The sequence below is a fragment of the Clostridium sp. AF34-10BH genome (genome assembly GCF_003478095.1).
Lineage (GTDB): Bacteria > Bacillota > Clostridia > Lachnospirales > Lachnospiraceae > Acetatifactor > Acetatifactor acetigignens.
On the sequence record NZ_QUEC01000002.1, the window covers coordinates 142,112 to 162,540 of the forward strand.

General features: G+C 44.6%; 22 protein-coding genes and 1 pseudogene. 1 reads left to right on the forward strand and 22 read right to left on the reverse strand.

Features of this window, described 5'->3' with window-relative positions:
- The first annotated feature begins 94 nt into the window (after positions 1 to 94).
- A complete protein-coding gene (gene sigG, locus DWZ61_RS02625; protein ID WP_118502548.1) occupies positions 95 to 874 on the forward strand; it encodes an RNA polymerase sporulation sigma factor SigG in 780 nt (259 codons plus the stop codon).
- Here the strand turns inward: sigG and DWZ61_RS02630 are convergent.
- The 22 genes and pseudogenes from DWZ61_RS02630 to mraZ form a co-directional block, all read right to left on the reverse strand.
- Entirely contained in the window at positions 864 to 1,412 is a 549-nt protein-coding gene (locus DWZ61_RS02630; protein ID WP_117464758.1) for a VanZ family protein, read from the reverse strand. The two genes, sigG and DWZ61_RS02630, sit on opposite strands and share 11 nt — an antisense overlap.
- Before the next feature lie 39 nt (positions 1,413 to 1,451).
- Positions 1,452 to 1,760 (reverse strand): hypothetical protein, encoded by a 309-nt coding sequence (locus DWZ61_RS02635; RefSeq protein ID WP_022313472.1) that lies wholly within the window; start codon positions 1,758 to 1,760, stop codon positions 1,452 to 1,454.
- A 147-nt stretch (positions 1,761 to 1,907) separates the two neighbouring features.
- Positions 1,908 to 2,645 (reverse strand): RNA polymerase sporulation sigma factor SigE, encoded by a 738-nt coding sequence (gene sigE, locus DWZ61_RS02640; RefSeq protein WP_022313471.1) that lies wholly within the window; start codon positions 2,643 to 2,645, stop codon positions 1,908 to 1,910.
- On the reverse strand, positions 2,605 to 3,513 hold the full coding sequence (locus tag DWZ61_RS02645) for a sigma-E processing peptidase SpoIIGA (protein ID WP_118537309.1): 909 nt from the start codon (positions 3,511 to 3,513) through the stop codon (positions 2,605 to 2,607). Before DWZ61_RS02645 ends, sigE begins: the two co-directional genes overlap by 41 nt.
- A 124-nt stretch (positions 3,514 to 3,637) precedes the next feature.
- Positions 3,638 to 4,300, reverse strand: a complete 663-nt coding sequence (locus tag DWZ61_RS02650; protein ID WP_118502552.1) for a penicillin-binding transpeptidase domain-containing protein — start codon at positions 4,298 to 4,300, stop codon at positions 3,638 to 3,640.
- A gap of 70 nt (positions 4,301 to 4,370) precedes the next feature.
- A complete protein-coding gene (locus DWZ61_RS02655; protein ID WP_118502555.1) occupies positions 4,371 to 6,245 on the reverse strand; it encodes a recombinase family protein in 1,875 nt (624 codons plus the stop codon).
- Positions 6,242 to 6,424, reverse strand: a complete 183-nt coding sequence (locus DWZ61_RS02660; protein WP_118502557.1) for a hypothetical protein — start codon at positions 6,422 to 6,424, stop codon at positions 6,242 to 6,244. Before DWZ61_RS02660 ends, DWZ61_RS02655 begins: the two co-directional genes overlap by 4 nt.
- A gap of 788 nt (positions 6,425 to 7,212) precedes the next feature.
- Positions 7,213 to 8,241, reverse strand: a complete 1,029-nt coding sequence (locus DWZ61_RS02665; protein WP_118502559.1) for a hypothetical protein — start codon at positions 8,239 to 8,241, stop codon at positions 7,213 to 7,215.
- Between the two features lie 407 nt (positions 8,242 to 8,648).
- Complete coding sequence (locus DWZ61_RS02670; RefSeq protein WP_118502561.1) at positions 8,649 to 9,428, reverse strand: hypothetical protein; 780 nt, start codon at positions 9,426 to 9,428, stop codon at positions 8,649 to 8,651.
- 93 nt (positions 9,429 to 9,521) lie between these two features.
- Complete coding sequence (locus tag DWZ61_RS02675) at positions 9,522 to 10,013, reverse strand: hypothetical protein (protein ID WP_145985599.1); 492 nt, start codon at positions 10,011 to 10,013, stop codon at positions 9,522 to 9,524.
- 259 nt (positions 10,014 to 10,272) lie between these two features.
- Positions 10,273 to 11,490 (reverse strand): IS256 family transposase, encoded by a 1,218-nt coding sequence (locus tag DWZ61_RS02680; protein WP_172594840.1) that lies wholly within the window; start codon positions 11,488 to 11,490, stop codon positions 10,273 to 10,275.
- A 62-nt stretch (positions 11,491 to 11,552) separates the two neighbouring features.
- Positions 11,553 to 11,870: an Eco57I restriction-modification methylase domain-containing protein gene (locus tag DWZ61_RS02685; RefSeq protein WP_182426967.1), complete on the reverse strand. Its 318-nt coding sequence runs from the start codon at positions 11,868 to 11,870 to the stop codon at positions 11,553 to 11,555.
- 73 nt (positions 11,871 to 11,943) lie between these two features.
- On the reverse strand, positions 11,944 to 12,078 hold the full coding sequence (locus DWZ61_RS20045; RefSeq protein WP_243026332.1) for a DUF3846 domain-containing protein: 135 nt from the start codon (positions 12,076 to 12,078) through the stop codon (positions 11,944 to 11,946).
- 33 nt (positions 12,079 to 12,111) lie between these two features.
- On the reverse strand, positions 12,112 to 12,636 hold the full coding sequence (locus DWZ61_RS02690) for a hypothetical protein (protein ID WP_022312578.1): 525 nt from the start codon (positions 12,634 to 12,636) through the stop codon (positions 12,112 to 12,114).
- A 282-nt stretch (positions 12,637 to 12,918) separates the two neighbouring features.
- Positions 12,919 to 13,554 carry a hypothetical protein gene (locus DWZ61_RS02695; protein ID WP_145985598.1) on the reverse strand — a complete coding sequence of 212 codons (636 nt, stop codon included), beginning with the start codon at positions 13,552 to 13,554 and terminating at the stop codon, positions 12,919 to 12,921.
- Positions 13,555 to 13,710: 156 nt separating this feature from the next.
- Complete coding sequence (locus tag DWZ61_RS02700; RefSeq protein WP_022312576.1) at positions 13,711 to 14,169, reverse strand: hypothetical protein; 459 nt, start codon at positions 14,167 to 14,169, stop codon at positions 13,711 to 13,713.
- A 16-nt stretch (positions 14,170 to 14,185) separates the two neighbouring features.
- Positions 14,186 to 14,644, reverse strand: coding sequence for a hypothetical protein (locus tag DWZ61_RS02705; protein ID WP_022312575.1), 459 nt, complete (start codon positions 14,642 to 14,644; stop codon positions 14,186 to 14,188).
- A gap of 80 nt (positions 14,645 to 14,724) precedes the next feature.
- Positions 14,725 to 15,850: pseudogene (locus DWZ61_RS02710) on the reverse strand (penicillin-binding transpeptidase domain-containing protein); the annotation flags it as partial.
- Positions 15,851 to 15,964: 114 nt separating this feature from the next.
- Complete coding sequence (locus tag DWZ61_RS02715) at positions 15,965 to 18,226, reverse strand: penicillin-binding protein 2 (RefSeq protein ID WP_243026333.1); 2,262 nt, start codon at positions 18,224 to 18,226, stop codon at positions 15,965 to 15,967.
- An 18-nt stretch (positions 18,227 to 18,244) separates the two neighbouring features.
- Positions 18,245 to 18,700 carry a cell division protein FtsL gene (locus DWZ61_RS02720; protein ID WP_117464753.1) on the reverse strand — a complete coding sequence of 152 codons (456 nt, stop codon included), beginning with the start codon at positions 18,698 to 18,700 and terminating at the stop codon, positions 18,245 to 18,247.
- A 33-nt stretch (positions 18,701 to 18,733) separates the two neighbouring features.
- Entirely contained in the window at positions 18,734 to 19,663 is a 930-nt protein-coding gene (gene rsmH / locus DWZ61_RS02725; RefSeq protein ID WP_117464807.1) for a 16S rRNA (cytosine(1402)-N(4))-methyltransferase RsmH, read from the reverse strand.
- A 35-nt stretch (positions 19,664 to 19,698) separates the two neighbouring features.
- Entirely contained in the window at positions 19,699 to 20,130 is a 432-nt protein-coding gene (gene mraZ / locus DWZ61_RS02730) for a division/cell wall cluster transcriptional repressor MraZ (RefSeq protein WP_117464806.1), read from the reverse strand.
- Positions 20,131 to 20,429 lie beyond the last annotated feature (299 nt).

Below are 20,429 nucleotides of genomic sequence, written 5' to 3' on the forward strand. Positions count from 1 at the left end.
GGAAAATCTTTCTTGCCGGTATAGTCACTGACTCTCCTGTGAATACTGTAGTTATCAAAAATCAGCAACGATTCAGAAAACTTGGGAGGTCTCTATGGTACAGGGAAAAGTAGAAATCTGCGGTGTCAATACAGCAAAACTGCCTTTGCTAAAGGCAGCGGACAAGGAAGCTCTCTTCGCAAAGATCCGGGAGGGAGATACCGCCGCCAGAGAGACCTACATCGAAGGCAACCTGCGTCTGGTTCTGAGCGTGATCAAACGCTTTTCCGGCAGTGCGGAAAATGTGGACGATCTGTTCCAGATCGGCTGTATCGGTCTGATCAAGGCCATCGACAATTTTGATTCCACGCTGGGTGTAAAATTTTCCACCTACGCAGTTCCAATGATTATCGGTGAGATACGCAGATTTTTACGTGATAACAATAGTATCCGTGTTTCACGGTCTCTGAAGGACACCGCCTACAAGGCAATCTACGCCCGCGATACCCTGACCAGGAAAAATCTGAAGGAGCCCACCATGGAAGAGATTGCCGCAGAAGTAGGTATCTCCAAGGAGGATATCGTCTATGCCCTGGATGCCATGCAGAATCCCATGAGCCTCTACGAACCGGTCTACACCGACGGTGGTGACACCCTCTACGTCATGGACCAGATCAGTGATAAAAAAAATAAGGAAGAGACGTGGGTGGAACATCTCTCCCTCAGTGAAGCCATGAAACGTCTGAACGACAGAGAGCGTCATATCATCTCTCTGCGCTTTTTCGAAGGAAAGACCCAGACCGAGGTCGCCGACATGATCGGCATCTCCCAGGCCCAGGTCTCCCGTCTCGAAAAAAATGCATTGAAAGCTATGCGAGGCTATCTTACCGCATAGACCTTGATCCTCGTATTCTCTGTAACGTATGATACACCAGCCAAAACATCCAGTATCCGATGATTCCTCCCAGCACATTGGTCAGGATATCGTCCACCTGAAAATATCCCCTGCCGGTGATCAGCTGGATCGTCTCAACGCCCAGGCTGGTCACAAAAGCCGCAAAGATGTTCCTGAAAAATCCCCTAAGCCAGGGAAATGCCCAGGGGCACGCAAAGCCATACGGGATGAAAAGCAGTACATTTTCCACCACGAAGGCGTTATTTCTCGTATTGATCCCCCAGGTGGAGAAAAGCTCCAGATCCATGGCACGGTTCCGGCTGCCATCCTCTCTGGAGAAAAAAGTAATCACCAGTATGATCATAAGGTACAAAGAAAACACCATGAGACCTGCCATCGGAAAGGCTTCTTTTCCCTTCCGCTCCCTCCTGGCATTCATTGCATTCAGGATCAGTCCCATGACGGCACCGGCCATCACACCATAGGGCAGATATTGTATGGCACCGTTCAGATCCCTTATTATATATTTCCAAATCATTCTTTCTTCATCCTATATCTGTCTCTTAAAATTCCCGTTTTACATCTGGTAAGTGTCCCAGCGGGAAGGCGCCTCGTCCCATAGCTTTTTGTTCTCAAATAATCTGTCGTTCATCCAGCCGACCGCATCCACCACTCCGTCCTCGTCAAAGGAGAACATGGCCCTCTGCTTCTTCTCCTCCGGTGTCTTTAAAAAGTTAAAGGGCTCCGGCCAGACCGTCACGAGAAGCTTTTTGCCGCCTTCCGGATCCTCAGTCTGCTCCAGACGGTAACGCATCCCCTGGTGGCATCCGGTGAATTCCGTCTTTTTTAAATATTCCATGGATAATATATCATCACGCTGTATCATGTATTTGTCCTTTTTGGTTACTTCCGATTCCGTTACCTGAAAACTATCCTGTCTGTATTATATGGTTCACGAACTGCTCTGTTGCCACGCAGCTCCCACAATTCTGCACATGTTATATAGTATCATGTATCCGTCCCGAATGCAAAGTCAAATATGCAGGCTGATCTCCTTTTTCAGCTGCCGCATGATCTTTTTCTCCAGTCGGGAAATATAGGATTGTGAGATTCCCAACAGATTGGCCACTTCCTTCTGGGTCATCTCCTGTCCGTCCACTGTCCCCAGTCCGAATCGAAGTCTGACGATGGTCTTCTCCCGCTTGGACAATTTGCTCACGGCATTCATGAGAAGCTTCCGCTCCACCTCATTCTCTATACCGCGATAGATCACATCCTCATCCGTCCCCAGAATATCCGACAACAGCAGCTCGTTGCCGTCCCAGTCTACATTCAACGGCTCGTCAATCGAGACTTCCATTTTCGTCTTGTTATTCCGGCGCAGATACATCAGTATCTCATTTTCAATGCACCGGGAAGCATAGGTTGCCAGCTTGATATTCTTCTCCGGATTGAAGGTGTTGATAGACTTGATCAGTCCGATGGTGCCAATGGAGATCAGATCCTCCACCCCTACACCGGTGTTATCGAATTTTTTGGCTATGTAGACCACCAGACGCAGGTTATGTTCGATCAGGATGGCTTTCGCCTCATCCTCGTATTCCGTCCCCAGATCACCGATCACCTGATTCTCCTGCTCACTGGGCAGGGGCGGCGGCAGTACCTCCGCGCCACCGATATAGTGGACATCTCCTTTCCGGTGCAGCAGATAAGGCTCCCTGCGCATCATTTTAAACTGCATTTTTCCCGGTATTGCTATCTTTAAGACCATATTTACTCCTATCTGCCACATTGTGCCTTGCCGGATTGTCCGGCTCTTTTATTTTTTCCTTCTTCCTCCGTGCTTTGTTCGTCTCCTGCAACAGCGCAGGAGGTAACAGCATCGGGATCTCTTCTCCCGCGATCTCCTCACTCACTGCCAGGTATACATTTCTGTATTCTCGTTCCACACCCTGCTGTATGAGCGTCATCTGCGGCACCGGATATCCCTTAAGGATCCCGCTCTTTTTCCCTACACTGTGATAAGGAATCACCCGGAATCCAGGCAGTCCCTCCGGCCACAGCCGATAAAATATCCGTGCGTCCAGCACCGATACCGGTGCTCCGCTGATAGGTTCGGTCAGGGTATTGCCGGAGTCTACCAATGCATGAATGCGCAACGGTCCCTCCGCTCCCTGTAACACTACCTCACAATAGCAGGCTTGTTCCGCTTCCTTTTTGCGCCCCCGCACAAGTATCCAGCCGGAGAATGCTCCGACTCCCAGGGTCATACCGATCCCAGGCAGATAATTTCTTCCCATCGGGAATCCCCGAAGCAGTGCCGCCAGAATGCCTCCGATCAGGAAGGTGGACAGCATCAGTTTTCGGAAATAGTTCCACAACGTCCCAAGGCTGCGAATGTGAAATGTCACATACAGCATAAGTATTGTCCCCGGCAGAAAACAAAGCAACAGCTTCCCGGCGGCTGTTCCTTTCCATAAAAAAGGAAACAGATACCAGACCGCTCCGACCCCTGCTCCCGCAAGCAGCCGGTACCACGTGGCAGTGTGGCCCATGCTGTGATCCACCAGGCAAAGCAGCAGCAGATTCATCCCGAAATTGAGGAGGAACAGACTGTCTAAGTAGAGTTCATAATGCATCACACCCCTCCTTCAGAAACATTATAAAGGGTGGCATCAGCGGATTTTGTCAAATTTTCATCCGCCGGAACCTTTTTCTTTCCATTGTTTTCGACATCGTCCCTGGGGAAGTCTGCGACCGCCATCACTCCCCGGACTCCGCTGTCTCCTCCGGTTCTTCGGTCTTCTCCAGTCCCAGATAGGGCAGAATATTTTCGTACAGCTGCCTTATGATCGGTGCTGCCACCTGCCCCCCGTAGTAGATGCCCTGGGGATTATTGATAATAGCAATGGCGATGACCTGGGGATCATCCGCCGGAGCGAAGCCGATAAAGGAAGATATGTAACGTCCGCTTCCTCTGGGCAGGGTCTGGCTGGTTGCAGTCTTGCCGCCGACGCGGAAGCCCTGTACCTGACCGTTTCTGCCGGAGCCTTCCGCCACTACCATTTCCAGAATGTAGCGCATAGTAGCCGAAGTCTCCTCCGAGACGATCCCCGTCTGCACCGGATAGGAAAAGGTCTCTTCCACCTCCCCGTCACGGTTCAACGCCTCGATGCCGAAATGCGGGGTGATCCGGTTGCCGCCGTTGATAATGGAGGACGCCGTGGTCAGCAGCTGGATTGCTGTGATCTGGAAAGATTGCCCGAAAGCCACGGTAGCCAGCTCCACATTTCCCATATCCTCTTTTTTATGCATGATAGTCCCAGCTTCCCCCGGCAGGTCGATGCCGGTGCGCTGTTTTAGGCCGAACTGTTCAAAATAATGGTAGTAATTGTCCACACCGAGCCGTAGGCCGACGGAAATCAATGCCGGGTTACAAGGGGTCTGGAACTACTGTCAGAGTTCGGGTTGGTGGCATATTTTTTTAACGTGCTGGCTACTCTACCACCTCCCAATAGCATTCGCTATGTTCGAACTTTTCCTTGATATAAACGATCCTGCCCTGCTCCTTTAACTGTTGGATACTGTGCCAGGTATAGCTGTAGGTGTTCCCCAGCCGCTCCGCCATCTGTGGAATCGTAATGTATTTTTCACTTCGGATCAGTTCCAGTACTTTCTCGTTATAAGCTTTCCGATTGCGGTCATAGATGGTTTCTTTTTTATAAGTGAAGGAAAAATGGAATAAACTGTAGTCCGATTCCACAATGCTGTACAGTTCAAATTTACTCCGCATCAGTTCCCTGCTCATGGTGACATCCATATCCCCGTTGTTATGAATCTCTATGACCTCCACACAGCCATAGAGAATTTCCAGAATCGCCTGCTCGTTATAATTTTTGTTTTCTATGGTATCCCGGATCTGCTGTAAGCGGCGGTACTGATCCGCCAGACTCTTCTCCCCGTCTTTCTGTCCCTCTATCTTTTCTTCCAGTTCCCGAAGTTCCTTTTCCAGTCTGTCCTTGTAGATTCCAAAGTCCTCATCGGAAATCACTCCGTTCATTAACTTATGAAACAATACATCCTTATTTCGTAAAAGGAGTTCACGCTGGGTTTCCAGTGCCTTCAGTTTTTTTCCATTGTCGGAATTGCATAATGCCTTTTCAATGGTATGAATCGTATCGTTGATTAAACCGGAAGAGATATGGAAAAGGTAGGCATATTTTTCTTTCAGTGCTGCCGCCAGTTGCTTCTCTAACTCTTTCTCCGCTATCACCATATTGTCACAGGCGCTTCGGGTTCTCTGAAACTGCTCGCTGCATTTCCACGTGATGACTTTTTCGGAATTAAGTTTGTAGTGCATTCTGTAGTATGGCTTCTTGCAATTTGCGCAGACCAGTCGGTTACTCCATTTGTAGGTACCTGCCAGCCCCTTGCAGCACCCCATCTGGAACCGCCTTGCATCTATGATCTGAACGATCTTCTCATGGTATTCCCTGCTGACGATGGGAGGAATCACGTTTTCCTTATAAATCCAGTCCTCCTGCGGGAGTTTCACACGCTCCTTGGTGTAGAAGTTGCTGACTTCCTTATGTAAAATGCAGTCTCCATGCAACATCGGAGAGGTCAGCATTTTCTTCCATGTATTCGCCGCAATACGCACAGAAGGCATCTTGTGATACCCTGTGGTTCCTTTGCTCCGCACCCCTCGGTCATACATGATGTTGGCTAAACGGTAAAAACCTATCCCCTGCTCCACCAGTGACAAGGCGTAGCGAAGTTCTGTGGCTTCCTTTTCGTTGACTGTCCACCAGACACGCTTGGTGTTCTCGTCGATAAACTCCACATTCCGATCCCAGCCGTATAAGGGTCTGCATATATGCAGTGCCTTGGAACCCGTGGCGTAGATCTGTCTGTTGCTGTGAATATCTCTGATTTTCTTGGAAGTGATCTTACTCTGCTCTGCATCCACGATGGCCTGCACAGAATATTTTATATCGTCCCTCTCATGGTCATAGATGTGGTCATCCAGATAAAAATACAGTTGAAACTTCTTTTGCAGATGCAGTTTCACAAAATTGTGCCATTCCGCCTGATCTCTGCAAAGTCTGTCCGAACATTTCACAACCACCAGATCGATCCGATCCGCCTTAATGTCCCGAATCATCCGCTGATATTCCAGACGATGCTCCGCCTCCGTGCCGGTCTCCGGCTCTATATACTGATCCACAATTGTAAGGTGATTGTCCTCCACCAGTTTCCTCGTGTATGCCACCTGCACATCCAGTGCCTCCATCTGTACCTTCTTCTCCGTAGACACCCGGTTGTAGATTGCCACCCGTGTCTGCGGCGAAAATTTTGAAAGCTCGCTCATTTCTGTTTTCCTCCTTTTTCTTTTGCATACAACAACTCCACAATGTCCTCATATTCCTTCTCCGATAAACTTCCGTCCTCGTACAGTAACCGTACAATTCCACACTGCACCTCTGTTTCCTTCCGTAAGGAAACCTCCCGGTTCTTTGCTGCTCTCTTAGCGCCAGATCCAGTTGCCATTCCATCCTCCGAACGAGGTTTTTACCAGTGTATGCCATTGAAACGCTGACCTACACAAAATGCAAGATTATTTCCGCTATTTTCCGAATGTTTTTATTCTTTCATAGCAGTGCATCGTTAATTATTTAACAAGTAAATATACCTCTTAATTTATTTAATCTAGCGCGCAATACAAATGCGTTCCGTTTTCAAAAGGTGTGCTGTTACCGCTACGGGTATGGCTTCGGTGGGGACGATGTAAGGTAGTTCGGAAATAAACTGTTCTGGGGTAGGGACGCTATGCGATCAGGGGGAACGCTGTGGGAAAATCGATGAACGTATCGGGGTGAAAAGTGAAAAAAGGTCAGTGCGGTGGAAAATAAGTGACTATTGCGCTTTAGAAAACTAACAACCTGTCTGAAAATGGTCTACTACTTCCAAAAATGAGAATGTCGGGTCACATGACAGATTGGCTCCTGTGGTTCACAGTGCTTTCATCACCTGTTCGGATGGTGCTGGTGGATTCATGGAAATGCTGCGTGGAAAACTTGAAAATATTTTTCTGAAATGCTTTATTACTGTTTTTTGCTTTGTCTGAGGTTGGAAAATCACATGGTAGATGGGTGTAGGTGTTGATGGGTGGGGAAATTACTAACCAGTCGGGAAAAGGTGATAAACGGATTTTTCAGACACTGAAAGAAAAATCCCTTGACCTTCCAAAAGAAGAAAGTCTTGGGATTTTTTCAAATATTTACCTGTTTTTGGTATTACTGTCAATGACAGGGAGAATACAATAGAAGACCTTTTTATTACTCTTCTGGAGGTAACTTTTCCTCCGTTTCTTCTGCTTCTGGCTCTTTTATAATTTTCAAATTTCTCTTTGCAACATAGCCTTCCCTCTGGACACCATCCTCGTCTGTGAACGTAACTTTGTAGTAGTAATTTGTGTTTTCAATAATGGTTGCTTCTATATTTTCCTTCAACTGGGCAACAATTTTAGCTCCTTTTTCAGGAAGTTCTTTTACATTACTTTCTACATAAGTCATAGCTGGAAGACCCAAATTTTCCTGAAGATAAGGCTGAATAAAAATCCCCCATATAAGTAACCAAAAGTTAATTACAATAAAATATTTTTTGTATTTTTCTGCCGCCCAATTTGCAACTCTCTCTTGGAAACCAACAGGGTTATTCATCTGGTCATTTATTGTGTCTTGAATTTCCTGTTCACTTGCAAAGTCTGTTTCCAACTCTACATTTTCTGAGATGTTCTCTTCCTCTTGAAGAGATTCATACGCTGCATCGACAGCATCTTTAAAAGTTCCGTTTTTTTGCAGTGTTTGAGAAAAAATTTTGCTGTAATCAATGCTCTCTAACTGACTAATCTGTTCAGCTATAACACTATCCGTAAAAAGTTTCATTGATTCCTGAAGGTTCTGGATTGAACGTGCCGTATCAATAGTGGTTACTGACATCAATGATTTTGCAATATTTTGTATGCTATCTAGGCTTCTTCTATATTCTTCCGCCATGTTTATTGCTGAAAACTGTCTTCCAATCTCTTTAAAAGATTCCATTGATTGTTTGTATGACTCTGATACCTCAAAAGGAGTATAAGCAGCTTTCAATACTGCTGACGCTGATTTTGATATATCTACATTCTCATACCCTTTCCACAATTCTGCCATTCTACTGCTCATAAGTCCTGCTGCTCCTATTAATGCCGATGTATCAAGGGTCATTTCAGACAATGTTTTAGTTAATGGCATTAACGATTTTCTCATTCTTTCAAGTGATTCTAAATAAGAATCATATGGTGTTTTCGAGTTGTCATTTTTCATATAGCTATACCTCCCTTGAAAATTCCCCAACTACTGTTCTTGTTTCCAATTATACAACAGATTTCAACAAAGAAAACGTCATTTTTCTGCCAAAAAAACGTCACAAAAAGGACTAGCATTGCTGCCAGTCCTCTTATTTACTGAATCTTCCAATAATTATTTTTACTGAATGAAGATTGATATCCTTTATAACTATTAAAATTCTTCTCCCTTTTTACAAAAGTGTGTCTGATGCATATTAACTCATAATTATACGAAATACCACTCTTTTATTTATTTTCTATTCACTTCTTACTAATGGGTATTCATTTTTGCTTTAAGTTGTCGTGCAATTTATTAGAATGGAATTTTGAAAAGGCTATCTCACTTGGGAGGTGAGGTAGCCTTTTTAATTTGCCACTGTATTTTTAATAACCAATTACATCTTTTGATACTTCATTAATTACTGATTGAGGTATCGTATCAATGCTTACTGTATAGACTTTGTTCATACGAGGATTATATATACCTAGATTCTTTATGCTCTTAAACTCTTTATGAATCGAGTGCATACCCATGATATAATATACCAACAACTGCAATGTGTATTTTGGCTTTGGCTCATCCTTTGACACTTTAAAATCCCATAATGTATCTTTTGTTAAATAGTCTCCATCACCAGTAGATATAGTGTCTGTGTATCCGCCTTCAAATGTAAATCCATCTTTTGTTATAGGTCCATATTCTTTCCAAAAAGATAAACTACGATTAATCATGGTTACAATGTTTTCAATCGTATCTTTATCGGGGTTAATTTCTTCTACCGGCTTATACCCTATTATGCCAGCTCTAAAACAAACATCATATCCTACCAATTTGCAAGCATTTGTTATGGATTTTTTATCAAGTCCTTTTATATCTGCTAATAGACTTGTAGCGTTTTTCATTGACGATTGCTTTTTATTCCCTGTAAATAAATCCAAAGCCAAAGCACCCTTCAAAGATATTGAAAAGGCTTCCTCTTTTTGGGCACCCATCAAAAATCGGGTCATATAATCAACTGCAAGACCAACTAAACTTGCATGGATATTCTCATTCTCATTCAATGTAATTCCATCATCAAGTTGAGTTACCACAAGTTCTTTTTTGTTTATGTATCCACCACGGGGTTGTTTTATCATGCTAATTCGTTTGGTTACTGAATACATTCGTTTGTACCTCCAATATTCTCATTATGCATATCTTATCATATTTTATCACATGACAAGAACATTGTGAATGATTTGCTATATTATATTCGATTATTTTCGCTCTTTGATGACTGATTCAATGATATCTATGTATTTTTGAGGTAAGTTGAATGCTTCATACAATTCTTGGTCGGTGTAGATGTGGTCAAACTTGCCTGATGGTGGAGCGGGAACGAAACGGAAGTAATCATTGGTGAGTATTCCAGTTAATTTTGAAATATTGCATGCAACAAAAAATCTTGTAAACTTCGTGTTTAGCCATGATATAAAACTTTCACACTCGGCTCTATTATCTGAACTGAATATACATTCACTTGCTCCAGATGGTGATTTTTCACCTTTTGATGTATCTAGTATTCTACTTAACCCTATAACTGTTGAACTTCCGTTATCTGACATAAATCTTGAACCACTGCCTGCTACTTGATTATTTGTCCATACTTGATATTTATTTGATGCATATTGCCTAAAAACAAAATGTTTATATTGGTGTAGACTATCAACAATTTCTGAACCAATATTAAGAAGGCTTTCACGCCCCAATAATGGTCTCATTATTGATGAATTGTAATATTCTTGCACTCTACATTTATTGATTACTTCACAACTGTCATGAGTGTTCTTATCAATAATAAACCATGTAATACGAGACCGTTTCAAGTTTTGTGTAAACGTTAAAAACTGATATAAGATTTGTGAATAGTTACAAATGGGCAGAGCCGATTTTCCGGATTCTGCCCATATCTGCATTATACAGGAGTTTTTGGGTATGTCAATAAAACCTGCCTAAAGCAAGCTGTTTTTACAGGTTGCGTCCGATTAGACGTTCTTCAAAATAGATTTCCAGCTGGGAATGGATCTGCCCCCAGTCCTGCCTGTGTCCGGTCCATTTTTTCGTGATATCCATAGTTGCCAGATACAGCATTTTTAAAAGGCTATCATCTGACGGAAAAACTGTCTTGCTTTTGGTCACTTTCCGAAGCTGACGGTTGAATCCTTCAATGGCATTTGTGGTATAAATCAAACGTCTTACAGCTTCTGGATACTTGAAATAAGTGGACAGTGTTGCCCAGTTATCATGCCAGGATTTATAGATTTTCGGGTACTTGGAATCCCATTTATCTTTGAATAATTCTAACTCATTTAAAGCTGTTTCTTCCGTTGGAGCCGCATATACAAGCTTCAGATCAGCCATCAGTTTTTTGATATCTTTGTAGGAGACAAACTTCGTTGAATTGCGGATCTGGTGAATGATACACTGCTGAATCTCTGTTTTTGGATAAACCGCCTCGATTGCCTGTGGAAATCCATTTAAACCATCAACGCATGCAATTAGGATATCCTCAACGCCTCTGTTTTTTAATCCATTCATGATAGAAAGCCAGAACTTTGCACTTTCGTTTTCTCCAACATACATTCCAAGAACATCTTTTTTCCCATTCATATCGATACCAAGGGCAATGTAAACCGCACGTTTTACAATACGTCCTTCACTGCGGACGTGATAGTGGATTGCATCCATAAATACTACAGCATACACTTCTTCCAAAGGGCGTTCCTGCCATTCTTTTACAATCGGCAGGATTTTATCTGTGATCCTGCTGATTGTACTGTCAGAAATATCAATATCGTATAATTCACGCATGTGGGATTCAATGTCTCCAGTTGTCATTCCCTTGGCATACATGGAAAGTATTTTTTCTTCCATGTCCTGAGTTACGGTATTTTGATATTTTTTAATCAGCTGTGGTTCATAATCACCGTTACGATCCCTTGGAATCGCCACATCCATATCTCCATAACTGGTGTGCATGGTTTTGCTGGAATGTCCATTTCTACTATTGTCTGTTTCTTTGTTTCGATAGTCATACTTGGAATATCCTAATTCCTCATCCAGTTCTTCATCCAAAGCACCTTCCAAAAGGACAGACATCATGTCACGCATGATGCTATTTACATCGGTGCCGTCTTTGATGCTGATATCATTATTTTTCAGATAGTCACGCATCATTTCTCTCATTGCTGCTTTTTGTGGGCTGTCTTTTCTTCTTGCCATAAAAATAACCTCCAAACTGAGTAATTTTATCTTACATCAGTTTGGAGGTTTACACAAACTTTAGGATACTCCCTGTAATTACCATCTATTTGGTAAATGTCAAATACCTCCATGCTTTGTGGATAGAAGCAAACATAACTCATGTGTGGTACATACATTTCACGAAACTGCTTATAATTGATATTTTTACTTGCACATCCACTATAATCATCTGCTGTGGTTTGCCATTTAGCTGGTGTTATCATTACTGTATATTTGTTCGATATTTTATAACCTAGGTCTACAAAGTCTAAGTCCATTCCTTTATTATATGGTGGGTTACCTATGACTACATCAAATTTCATTTGTCCGAACTCCTTTTTCATTTCATCTATTAACATCTTATGATTGTTATTTAGGCAAGCTGTCTTGTATTGGTCAAATACTCCAAAGCATCTCTTCTGTCAACGCCGTACATTCTATCAGACCTCCGACAAACGCCTGCTCTGCCTTGAGAGAATTTTCTATTTCCATGATTCCTTGCTTATCTTTCGTGTATCCATATACTTTCATACTGCTGCCCTCCGAAAAGAAACGGACACCCCATTACAGGGTGTCCGACTTCTCCTTATCCTCTTTCTGTTTTCCATCCGCCACAGGTGCTGTTGGTTTTTCCAGAGATGCCACCACTACCGCACCATTTTCCAGTTTCGCCCCGGCACTGATGATATGCATATCCAACAGCGTTTTTACTTTTTCCTCCGTGAAGCTGGTTCTCTCATATCGTGAGGAAATCACATCATACATGGTATTTCCCTTTTCCTTATGTGTACCGATCACAATATAGAAAAGGTTGGCTAAACAATCTTCCTCGACCATGGGAATTAAAGTGTTGGTGTGGATTTTCTTCATCATGTTGGTGGTGAAAAAGTTCTTTTTATCCATTACCAGTTCCCCTGCTTCGGATAACTCCAGACCATACACCTCATCCGTAGTAATGCCTTTCAGGGCATCTTTGATCTGCTTCTCTGTCAGTTCCACGACTTCCCCCTTGGGTAAGCTGTAGGCTTCATAACAGATTGCTCTTGTTCCTAAAAAGATCTCGTTGGTTACTACTAATTTTCTGCACATAATTTTTTCCTCCTGCGTTTCGCATTTACTATTTTGTTTCGGACATTTTCTTTTCTGTCCTCCTTACATTTAATACAATAACGCTGGGAAAATGTTTTGGCAGTGGCGAGAATAGCCAGAGATTTAATAAGGTGATTAGTGATGATGTAGAAGCTTCATGCCCTCTACAAAATAACCAATTTTGACCCTGTCAATTTTGGTGTATATTTCAAAAAAAATAAACATCAAAAAAAAAGCAACCGCCCTCGCTAGGAATAGGTTGCTTTCCCTGTATCCACCTTCTCAAATCTGCTGAAGCCGGTAACCGCTGTCCTTGCAAATGGATCTTGTGTCTAAATCTATCAGCTTATCTACGGTACCCTTATCTTTACAGCAGTATTCACACTTTTTATCGCATATATTTATCACTTGCTGTTGTGCCATATTTTCTTTTATGTCACTGCAATCTCTCAACCAACATTCCGCCGATTTCCGGAACGCTCCCACTGATTTCGTTATCGCAAAATGACCGTTCCCTTTTAATGCCCTTGTTACCTCCATCAGCAGTTCGTTTGCAAAGTGTTCTCTGTTTTTTCCTGCGCTGTTATGTAAATCAATAAAGTTCTGAATCTCGCGACTGGTATCAAAATAATCTGTTCCATTTTGCAAATTATCATGTACATACTGTAATGCAGCAATGACCACATTTTCTGCCACGGGGTTCTTCAAGTACATCGCTAAGACTTCGTCATAGGAAAGGTACAGATCCTCAAAGCACCAATAGGATGTAGCAACAAACTCAGCGCCTTTTTTCATGCACAGCCTGGTTCCCCATTTCACAAAGTCATGTGCAATAAACCCTTTGGTATTGTTTGCCACACAGTCAACCGCTACAAATACTTTATCTCCTGCCTGCAATTTGGGAAATATGCTTAACACCTGCGCCTTTAAGGTTGTATTCCCCGAAGCAGTCTGTCCATCACTCCCGATTGGAAATGATACTAACAGAAAGGAATCCACAGATCTGAATGTCTGGGCTACACATTGCCAGAAATCACGGGCTGAATTTGAATCCTCTGTAATGATATACAACAATTATGCCCACCCCCGTACATAACACTCATATTCCAACTGCAGTTCCCCATCCTTCTTGCACAACGTCCCGAAATAGTTCGGTGACAACTCGATTCCCATAGGTTTTCTTAAAAATATCAGGTATCTGTTGTCCCCTCTGTCCGCATTGATAATTTCTACCATCTGTTCATCCAGTATAAGCTCTGCTCTGTCTATTATGATAAGCTTACCCTTTTGTAAGGAAAGCTTGTCCTTATTATCCTTTGATACAATAAAAATATTGTCAGCATTATACGGCTTAAAGCTGGCATTATTATTATCGTTGATGTAGCTTTTCAACATAGTGCACAGTAAAGATTTTCCCGTTGCACTATCCCCATGCACTATGGTCTTATTTCCCCGGAATTTTAAGTTATATTTATTTCCGTTTACATCCGTAAATTTCAAAACATTGCTTTGCCAATCATAACACTGTTGCATGTTACCTCCCCATAAACTACACCATGAAAAGTAAGTCTGTTATTCTTTCGGAATCGTTGATCAAATACTCTCTGTTACCGCATTCATATATTTCATCCTCATGCTCCAGGACGATTCCTATGTCCATATTAGTCTTATCAATATAACAGAAAAGCTGCTCTAACGCATTCTTTCCGCATTCCGTTGCATTAATCGCTCTGACTGTCGGATATACCTTCTGGTTCTCTTGCAGAAAAATGCAATTCAATATGGTTTTGCACCCCGTTGACAAGTCCTGAATACCAGTAATGCCGTAAGGAGTTTCTATTTTCCCGATATTCTGATCCAATAGCTTTGCATGGTCAACTTCTTCCATGACCTTAATAGAATTTTCGGAAAGGCTTTTTGCAGATACATTGTTATTAAAAAAAGAATCATTGTCTATGATGATTTCGTTGTCTTTAAAATATTTGCCTGAGGTATATAGTCTAACCATACTTCGCCGTTCTCCTTTTCATTTATTATACCGCCTAATTCACAAAATTACAAACCACCGTTTTGAAATTCCCTGTTTCTCCCCACTCGCACCCCAGCATCAGATCCAGACCCTCTGGTTACAACTGTTCTCCATGCACTGTACAAAAGTCTGGCTGCCATGCCCGGCGATCTTGTGACAACGGATCCTGCGGTCATCCACGATGATAAATCCTGGACAGGAAAAAGTGCTTTCCGGGGTCACTACTCCCGCCTCCAGTCCCGCAGCGGCCGTGATGATCTTGAAGGTGGATCCCGGTTCGTAGGTGTCGTTGATACAGCCGTTTCGCCACATGGCATTCAGCTTTTCCTGTTTCTGTTCCGCCGTCAGTGTGTCCGGGTCCACCGCCACAACGCTGCCGTCCTCCTTCACTTCCGTCAGCTCCGGTAAGGTATAAGGGTCATTCAAATCAAACTCCGGATAATTCACCATAGCCAGGATCTCGCCGTTCTGCGGATTCATAGCCACTATATAAACACTGTCCGCCTCCTTGGTGGCACAGGCCTGCGCCGCCAGCTGTGTAGCATACTCCTGGATGTTCCGGTCGATGCTGATACGAAGATCCATGCCCGGCACCGGTTCCACCCGACGCTCCCCTGCCGTATCCACCTCGATCCCCTTGGCGTCCGTGATCGTCAGGATCATTCCCGGATCCCCCTGCAGGATCTCTTCATATACCACTTCCAGTCCGATGATTCCCTGATTGTCTCCTCCGGTAAAACCCAGCACCTTGCTAGCCAGATCCCCGTAAGGATAATATCTCTTGTAATCTTCGTCCACTTTTACCCCGGCCAGATCATATTCCCGGATCCGGTCTCCCACGGTCTTATCCACGTTGCTTTTCACCCGCTCGATGGAGGAATATTTCTCCACCCGCTTTCTGGCCTCTTCCTCGGAGATTCCCAGTTCCTTCACCAGTATGGCGATCACCTGCTCCGGCTCCTCGATCTGATTGTGGATCACCGATACCGTACAGACCATCTTGTTGTCCGCCAGCACGACCCCGTTGCGATCCAGAATCCGTCCTCTCGCCGCCTTGATGCTGCGCTCTCTTTCGTGCAGCCTTGTGGCCGCTTCCTCATAATATTCCGCCCGCCATACCATCAGATACAATAGTCTTCCCAACAGTCCGCAGAGCACTGCCGCACATACGAAAAATATGGTCATGATCTTCTTCCGATGAAAGAAACGATTCTGATGATCTGCCATAAAAAAACCTCACAACAAGAGCTTTTTACATTTTATTGCTCTTGCTGTGAGGCTATTCGTCAGATTACCTTACTATTCATTCTGCTGGTTCAGCAGATTATTGTTGACCGGGCTGTCCCCCAGGGAATCATCGCCGCCGACATCCGCTCCCGTAACAGGGTCAATCAGTCCACCGTCAATCGGGCTTACCAGATAACCGGTGGCCGGATCCACAGGATAATTTCTCCAATCCTCGGAAGGTGTTGAATCATCACCGCCCTGACCGTCGCCGGTTCCATCACCACTGCCCGTCTGATCGTCTCCGGTCTGTCCGTCGCCGGTTCCGTCACCATTATTCTGATCCTCACCGTCCTCGGGCTTCTGGGTATACTGATTGGTGATCTCGATCTGTTTTTCTGCCAGCTCCTGGATCTCCTTCTCAGACAGCTCCTCGGTCATGAAAATATTCAGGTACGGCAATACTTCCGTCAGAACATTTCGTACAATACCGGTTGCGAACTTCGCATCATCCTGCGGAGATGCATTGGCACGATCCACGACCACATAGATAGCGATCTGGGGATCATCCGCCGGTGCATATCCCATAAAGGATACGACGTACTCACCGTTTTTACGGGGAATGGTCTCTGCGGTACCGGTCTTGCCACCGATGGCGTAGCCTGCAGGTCTTGCGGTTCTACCGGTTCTGCGGTCACCACCCTCTTCCATTACGGTAGCCCGGCAGTACTGTCTGATCTTCGCCGAGGTGCTCTCGGAAATGGTCTGACGCAGTACTCTGGGCTCGATGTTTTCCACTGTTGCGCCGTTAGAATTGGTGATCTTATCCACCATATGCGGCTCATAATAATAACCGCCGTTGATCAGGGAACAGAATCCCGTGATCATCTGGATCATTGTTACATTGAAGTTCTGTCCGAAACTGTTGGTAGCCAGATCGGCGCTTCCCATCTGATCTACTGGGAACAACAGGCTTGCGGTTCTCGCTTCTCCTGCCAGATCCACGTTGGTCTTTAATCCAAAGTTAAAGGTCTGTTGGAATTTGGCAAACTCTTCTTTTCCCAAAGTAGCTGCAATCTTCATCAGCGCCACGTTGCAGGACCAGGCAATGGAATCCTGTACGGATACATCTCCTTCACCGCCGGAACGATAGCTGTGACACTTGATCGTATGTCCGCCGACTTCCAGAGATCCGTTACACTGATAGTGCTCGTTGCCGGTGATAGCACCGCTCTCCAGTGCTGCCGCCACAGTAAACGGTTTTGCTGTGGAACCCGGCTCGTAAGTAGTGGAGATACAATAGTTCTTCCACAGGTAATTCAGGTTGTCCAGCAATTCGTCATCCGTTAAGGCATCAATGTCTTCCTGCGTAAAATAGGTATCTGTCTTGGTCAGAACATCATAACCGTTGGCATTGGTCACCATCTCGATCTTACGGGATCCCAAAAGGGCGTCCGTATTCCTGGTATCGTTCAGGTCATAGGTCGGATAACTTGCCATGGCCAGAATATTACCGGTATTAACCTCCATAATGATGCAGCCCACATTTTCCGCACCGTTACCGGGATGTACCGCATCCTTATGTTCCTCGTTAAACTGCTTCAGATATTTCTCCACAATACCCTGGATATTGGCATCAATGGTACTGTGTATCGTATTGCCGTCCACGGCCGGTTTGATGGTCCGCTCCAGGTTGGCATCATCATTCAGATATCCATACTCTCTTCCGGTGGTTCCGTTCAGCACATCATTGTAATACTCTTCCAGTCCGTACTGTCCTTCGTTGTCCGATCTGGAGAATCCGATCACGTCCGCCGCCAGGGAACCATTGGGATAGACTCTCTTGTATTCTTCCTGGAACCAGACGCCCTTGATCTTGCTGTCCTCCAGTGCTGCCGCCTGAAAACCGCTGATCTGATCATAGGTCAGCCTTCTGAGAGGGACATACCAGGAAGAATCCGGATGACTGATCACATACTGTCTCACTGCCGTCATATCCAGATCCGGGAAATTTGCGGACAGCGCCTCCATCGTCGGTTCCAGATAAGTCTCACGGCTTAACATTACATAGGAATCAATGACCAGATTATATACCTTCTCGCTGACTGCCAGTTTTGTTCCCTTGGTATCCACGATGTCTCCACGGCGGAACGGCAATGTCACGGAGTCGTATTTCTGCTGTGACAAAACCTGTTTTTCGTAGGTTGCTCCATCCGCTTTCACGATCCAGGACAGTCGGACAGACAGCAGAATAAATGCCAGTATGATCAGGGCATACAGGCATAAAAGTTTTTTCTGCATCTTTATGGAAAATTTCTTAGGCTTCTGTTCCTTCACGCTTTCTGCCTCCCAGACTTAGTTCTGGCTGGTATCCGCCTGACGCATATAGTCGTTGCTGCTGTTTGCGTAGGTGATTACCTGTCCTTCGGCAGCATAGGTCATTCCAAGTTCGCCGATGGCAATTCTCTTGACTTCTTCCAGATTGATATTGCTGGTAATCCGGCTGTACTCTTCATCGTTTGACAGCTTCAGAGAGTTCAGTTCACTCTCCATTCTGGACACCTCAGTGATCTTGGTGGTCAGCTCCGACTGCATCTGGATATAATTTACCAGACAGAAGGCACAGGCAATCAATGCTCCCATCAGAAAGGTGACGTAGCCGATGCTCATATGTCTTGCTTTTTCTCTGTTTTTTCTCGTCTCATGAGACATCTGTCTCCGAGGCTCCTCCATCTGCCTGCGGATCTGTAAGTCTCTTGCTGTATTATCATATATGTAAGGAGTATTGCTTACTCTTCTTCTCTGTGCCATACTCTTTCTCCCCGCTTTCACTACTAAAGTCTTTTATTTTTTCTCAAATACCCTGAGCTTTGCACTCTTGGATCTGCTGTTTACTTCCAGTTCTTCCACACTGGGAAGAATGGGTTTTCTGGTGATCACCTTTCCCTTGGAGACCTTACCGCATACGCACACCGGAAATTCCGGCGGACAGGTGCAGGGATTCTCATTCCTGCGGAATGCGTTCTTCACGATCCGGTCCTCCAGGGAATGGAAGGTAATAATGCAGAACCTTCCGCCGGGATTCAGCAGATCGATCAGCTCGTCCAGCGCCTTTTTCAGTACTTCCAGTTCCTGATTACATTCGATACGGATTGCCTGGAAAGTCTGCTTCGAAGGATGTCCGTTCTGTCGCATCTTTGCCGGGACTGCGGCTTTGATGATCTCATTTAATTCAAAGGTGGTCTCAATGGGCTTGTCTGCCCTGTTTTTCACAATGTGTTTCGCTATATTCTTGGCAAAAGGATCTTCACCGTAATCCCGGATGATGTGATACAGTTCCATCTCGGAATAATTGTTGACGATATCTCTCGCTGTCAGGGTCTGCCTGCGATCCATCCGCATGTCAAGAGGGGCATCAAACCGATAGGAAAATCCTCGGTCTTCGGTATCCAGCTGATAGGAAGATACTCCCAGATCCAGCACGATTCCGTCCACGCCGGTGACACCATATTCTCTGAGAGCCTCCACTGCATTTACATAATTGTTGCGGATCACGGTCACTTTATCTCCAAACGGCTGCAATCTTGCGGATGCTGCCGCGATTGCTGCATCATCCTGATCAATACCGTAGAAATGTCCGTTTTTCAGGCGGCTGCATACTTCGTAGGCATGTCCTCCTCCACCTAAAGTTCCGTCCACATAGATGCCGTCCGGGTTAATATTCAGTTGTTCAATGGTCTCATGCAGCATCACAGAATAATGATTGAATTCCACGACGGTCATCCTTTCTCGGTCACGTTTTTCACCCGTTAAATGGTCAGTCCCAGTCCTTCCATGGCGCTGGTGATCTCATCCATATCGGTATCGGAGTTCATATTCTCCCATTTATCCTTGCTCCAGATCTCCACACGGCTGCCGACGCCGACCAGTACCACGTCCTTTTCCAGTCCAGCGAACTCTCTGAGTGCTGCCGGCAACAGGATTCTTCCCTGCTTGTCCACTTCTACCGTAGCTGCACCGGCCAGGAAGAAACGGGCGAATTGTCTTGCTTCTTTATTGATCAGAGGTAATGAAGTCAGCTTCTGTTCAAAAGCGTTCCAGTCATCGTTGGCATACACAAATAAGCAGCCATCCATTCCTTTGGAAACCACAAATTCCTCTCCTAAGACTTCTCGGAATTTTGCCGGAATAATCAACCTGCCTTTCGTATCTAACGTATGGTTGTACTCGCTCATAAACATCGCACTCACCACCATTCATCCAAAAGGGGACTGCCACGAAAAGGAGGTCATTTTTCTAAAAATCTACCACTTTGTGGCACTTGCCTCCACTTTCTCCCACTTTTATTATGATTTTATACTAAAATAGGGTATTTTACAAGAGAAATCAAGTAGCTTTTTTCGACAGCACCACGCAAAAAAGCGCCCTGTCCTACGACAAAGGCGCCTTTTACTACTATATCTGGTATAAAAATAAGAGCAAACACAATATCTATGTATTTGCTCCTGTTTCGATATTCTTAATAAATTTTTAAAAATTT

What these genes read in the sequence shown, in the direction of transcription:
- DWZ61_RS02680 (WP_172594840.1), bottom strand. Translation starts at nt 11,490, where the DNA reads ATGAGAGAAATGATGCGTGACTATCTGAAAAATAATGATATCAGCATC.
- DWZ61_RS02690 (WP_022312578.1), bottom strand. Translation starts at nt 12,636, where the DNA reads ATGTGCAGAAAATTAGTAGTAACCAACGAGATCTTTTTAGGAACAAGA.
- DWZ61_RS02630 (WP_117464758.1), bottom strand. Translation starts at nt 1,412, where the DNA reads ATGATTTGGAAATATATAATAAGGGATCTGAACGGTGCCATACAATAT.
- DWZ61_RS02665 (WP_118502559.1), bottom strand. Translation starts at nt 8,241, where the DNA reads ATGAAAAATGACAACTCGAAAACACCATATGATTCTTATTTAGAATCA.
- mraZ (WP_117464806.1), bottom strand. Translation starts at nt 20,130, where the DNA reads ATGTTTATGAGCGAGTACAACCATACGTTAGATACGAAAGGCAGGTTG.
- DWZ61_RS20045 (WP_243026332.1), bottom strand. Translation starts at nt 12,078, where the DNA reads ATGAAAGTATATGGATACACGAAAGATAAGCAAGGAATCATGGAAATA.
- DWZ61_RS02660 (WP_118502557.1), bottom strand. Translation starts at nt 6,424, where the DNA reads ATGGCAACTGGATCTGGCGCTAAGAGAGCAGCAAAGAACCGGGAGGTT.
- DWZ61_RS02705 (WP_022312575.1), bottom strand. Translation starts at nt 14,644, where the DNA reads ATGGTTAGACTATATACCTCAGGCAAATATTTTAAAGACAACGAAATC.
- DWZ61_RS02635 (WP_022313472.1), bottom strand. Translation starts at nt 1,760, where the DNA reads ATGATACAGCGTGATGATATATTATCCATGGAATATTTAAAAAAGACG.
- DWZ61_RS02720 (WP_117464753.1), bottom strand. Translation starts at nt 18,700, where the DNA reads ATGGCACAGAGAAGAAGAGTAAGCAATACTCCTTACATATATGATAAT.
- DWZ61_RS02685 (WP_182426967.1), bottom strand. Translation starts at nt 11,870, where the DNA reads ATGAAATTTGATGTAGTCATAGGTAACCCACCATATAATAAAGGAATG.
- DWZ61_RS02655 (WP_118502555.1), bottom strand. Translation starts at nt 6,245, where the DNA reads ATGAGCGAGCTTTCAAAATTTTCGCCGCAGACACGGGTGGCAATCTAC.
- sigE (WP_022313471.1), bottom strand. Translation starts at nt 2,645, where the DNA reads ATGGTCTTAAAGATAGCAATACCGGGAAAAATGCAGTTTAAAATGATG.
- sigG (WP_118502548.1), top strand. Translation starts at nt 95, where the DNA reads ATGGTACAGGGAAAAGTAGAAATCTGCGGTGTCAATACAGCAAAACTG.
- DWZ61_RS02700 (WP_022312576.1), bottom strand. Translation starts at nt 14,169, where the DNA reads ATGCAACAGTGTTATGATTGGCAAAGCAATGTTTTGAAATTTACGGAT.
- DWZ61_RS02645 (WP_118537309.1), bottom strand. Translation starts at nt 3,513, where the DNA reads ATGCATTATGAACTCTACTTAGACAGTCTGTTCCTCCTCAATTTCGGG.
- DWZ61_RS02670 (WP_118502561.1), bottom strand. Translation starts at nt 9,428, where the DNA reads ATGTATTCAGTAACCAAACGAATTAGCATGATAAAACAACCCCGTGGT.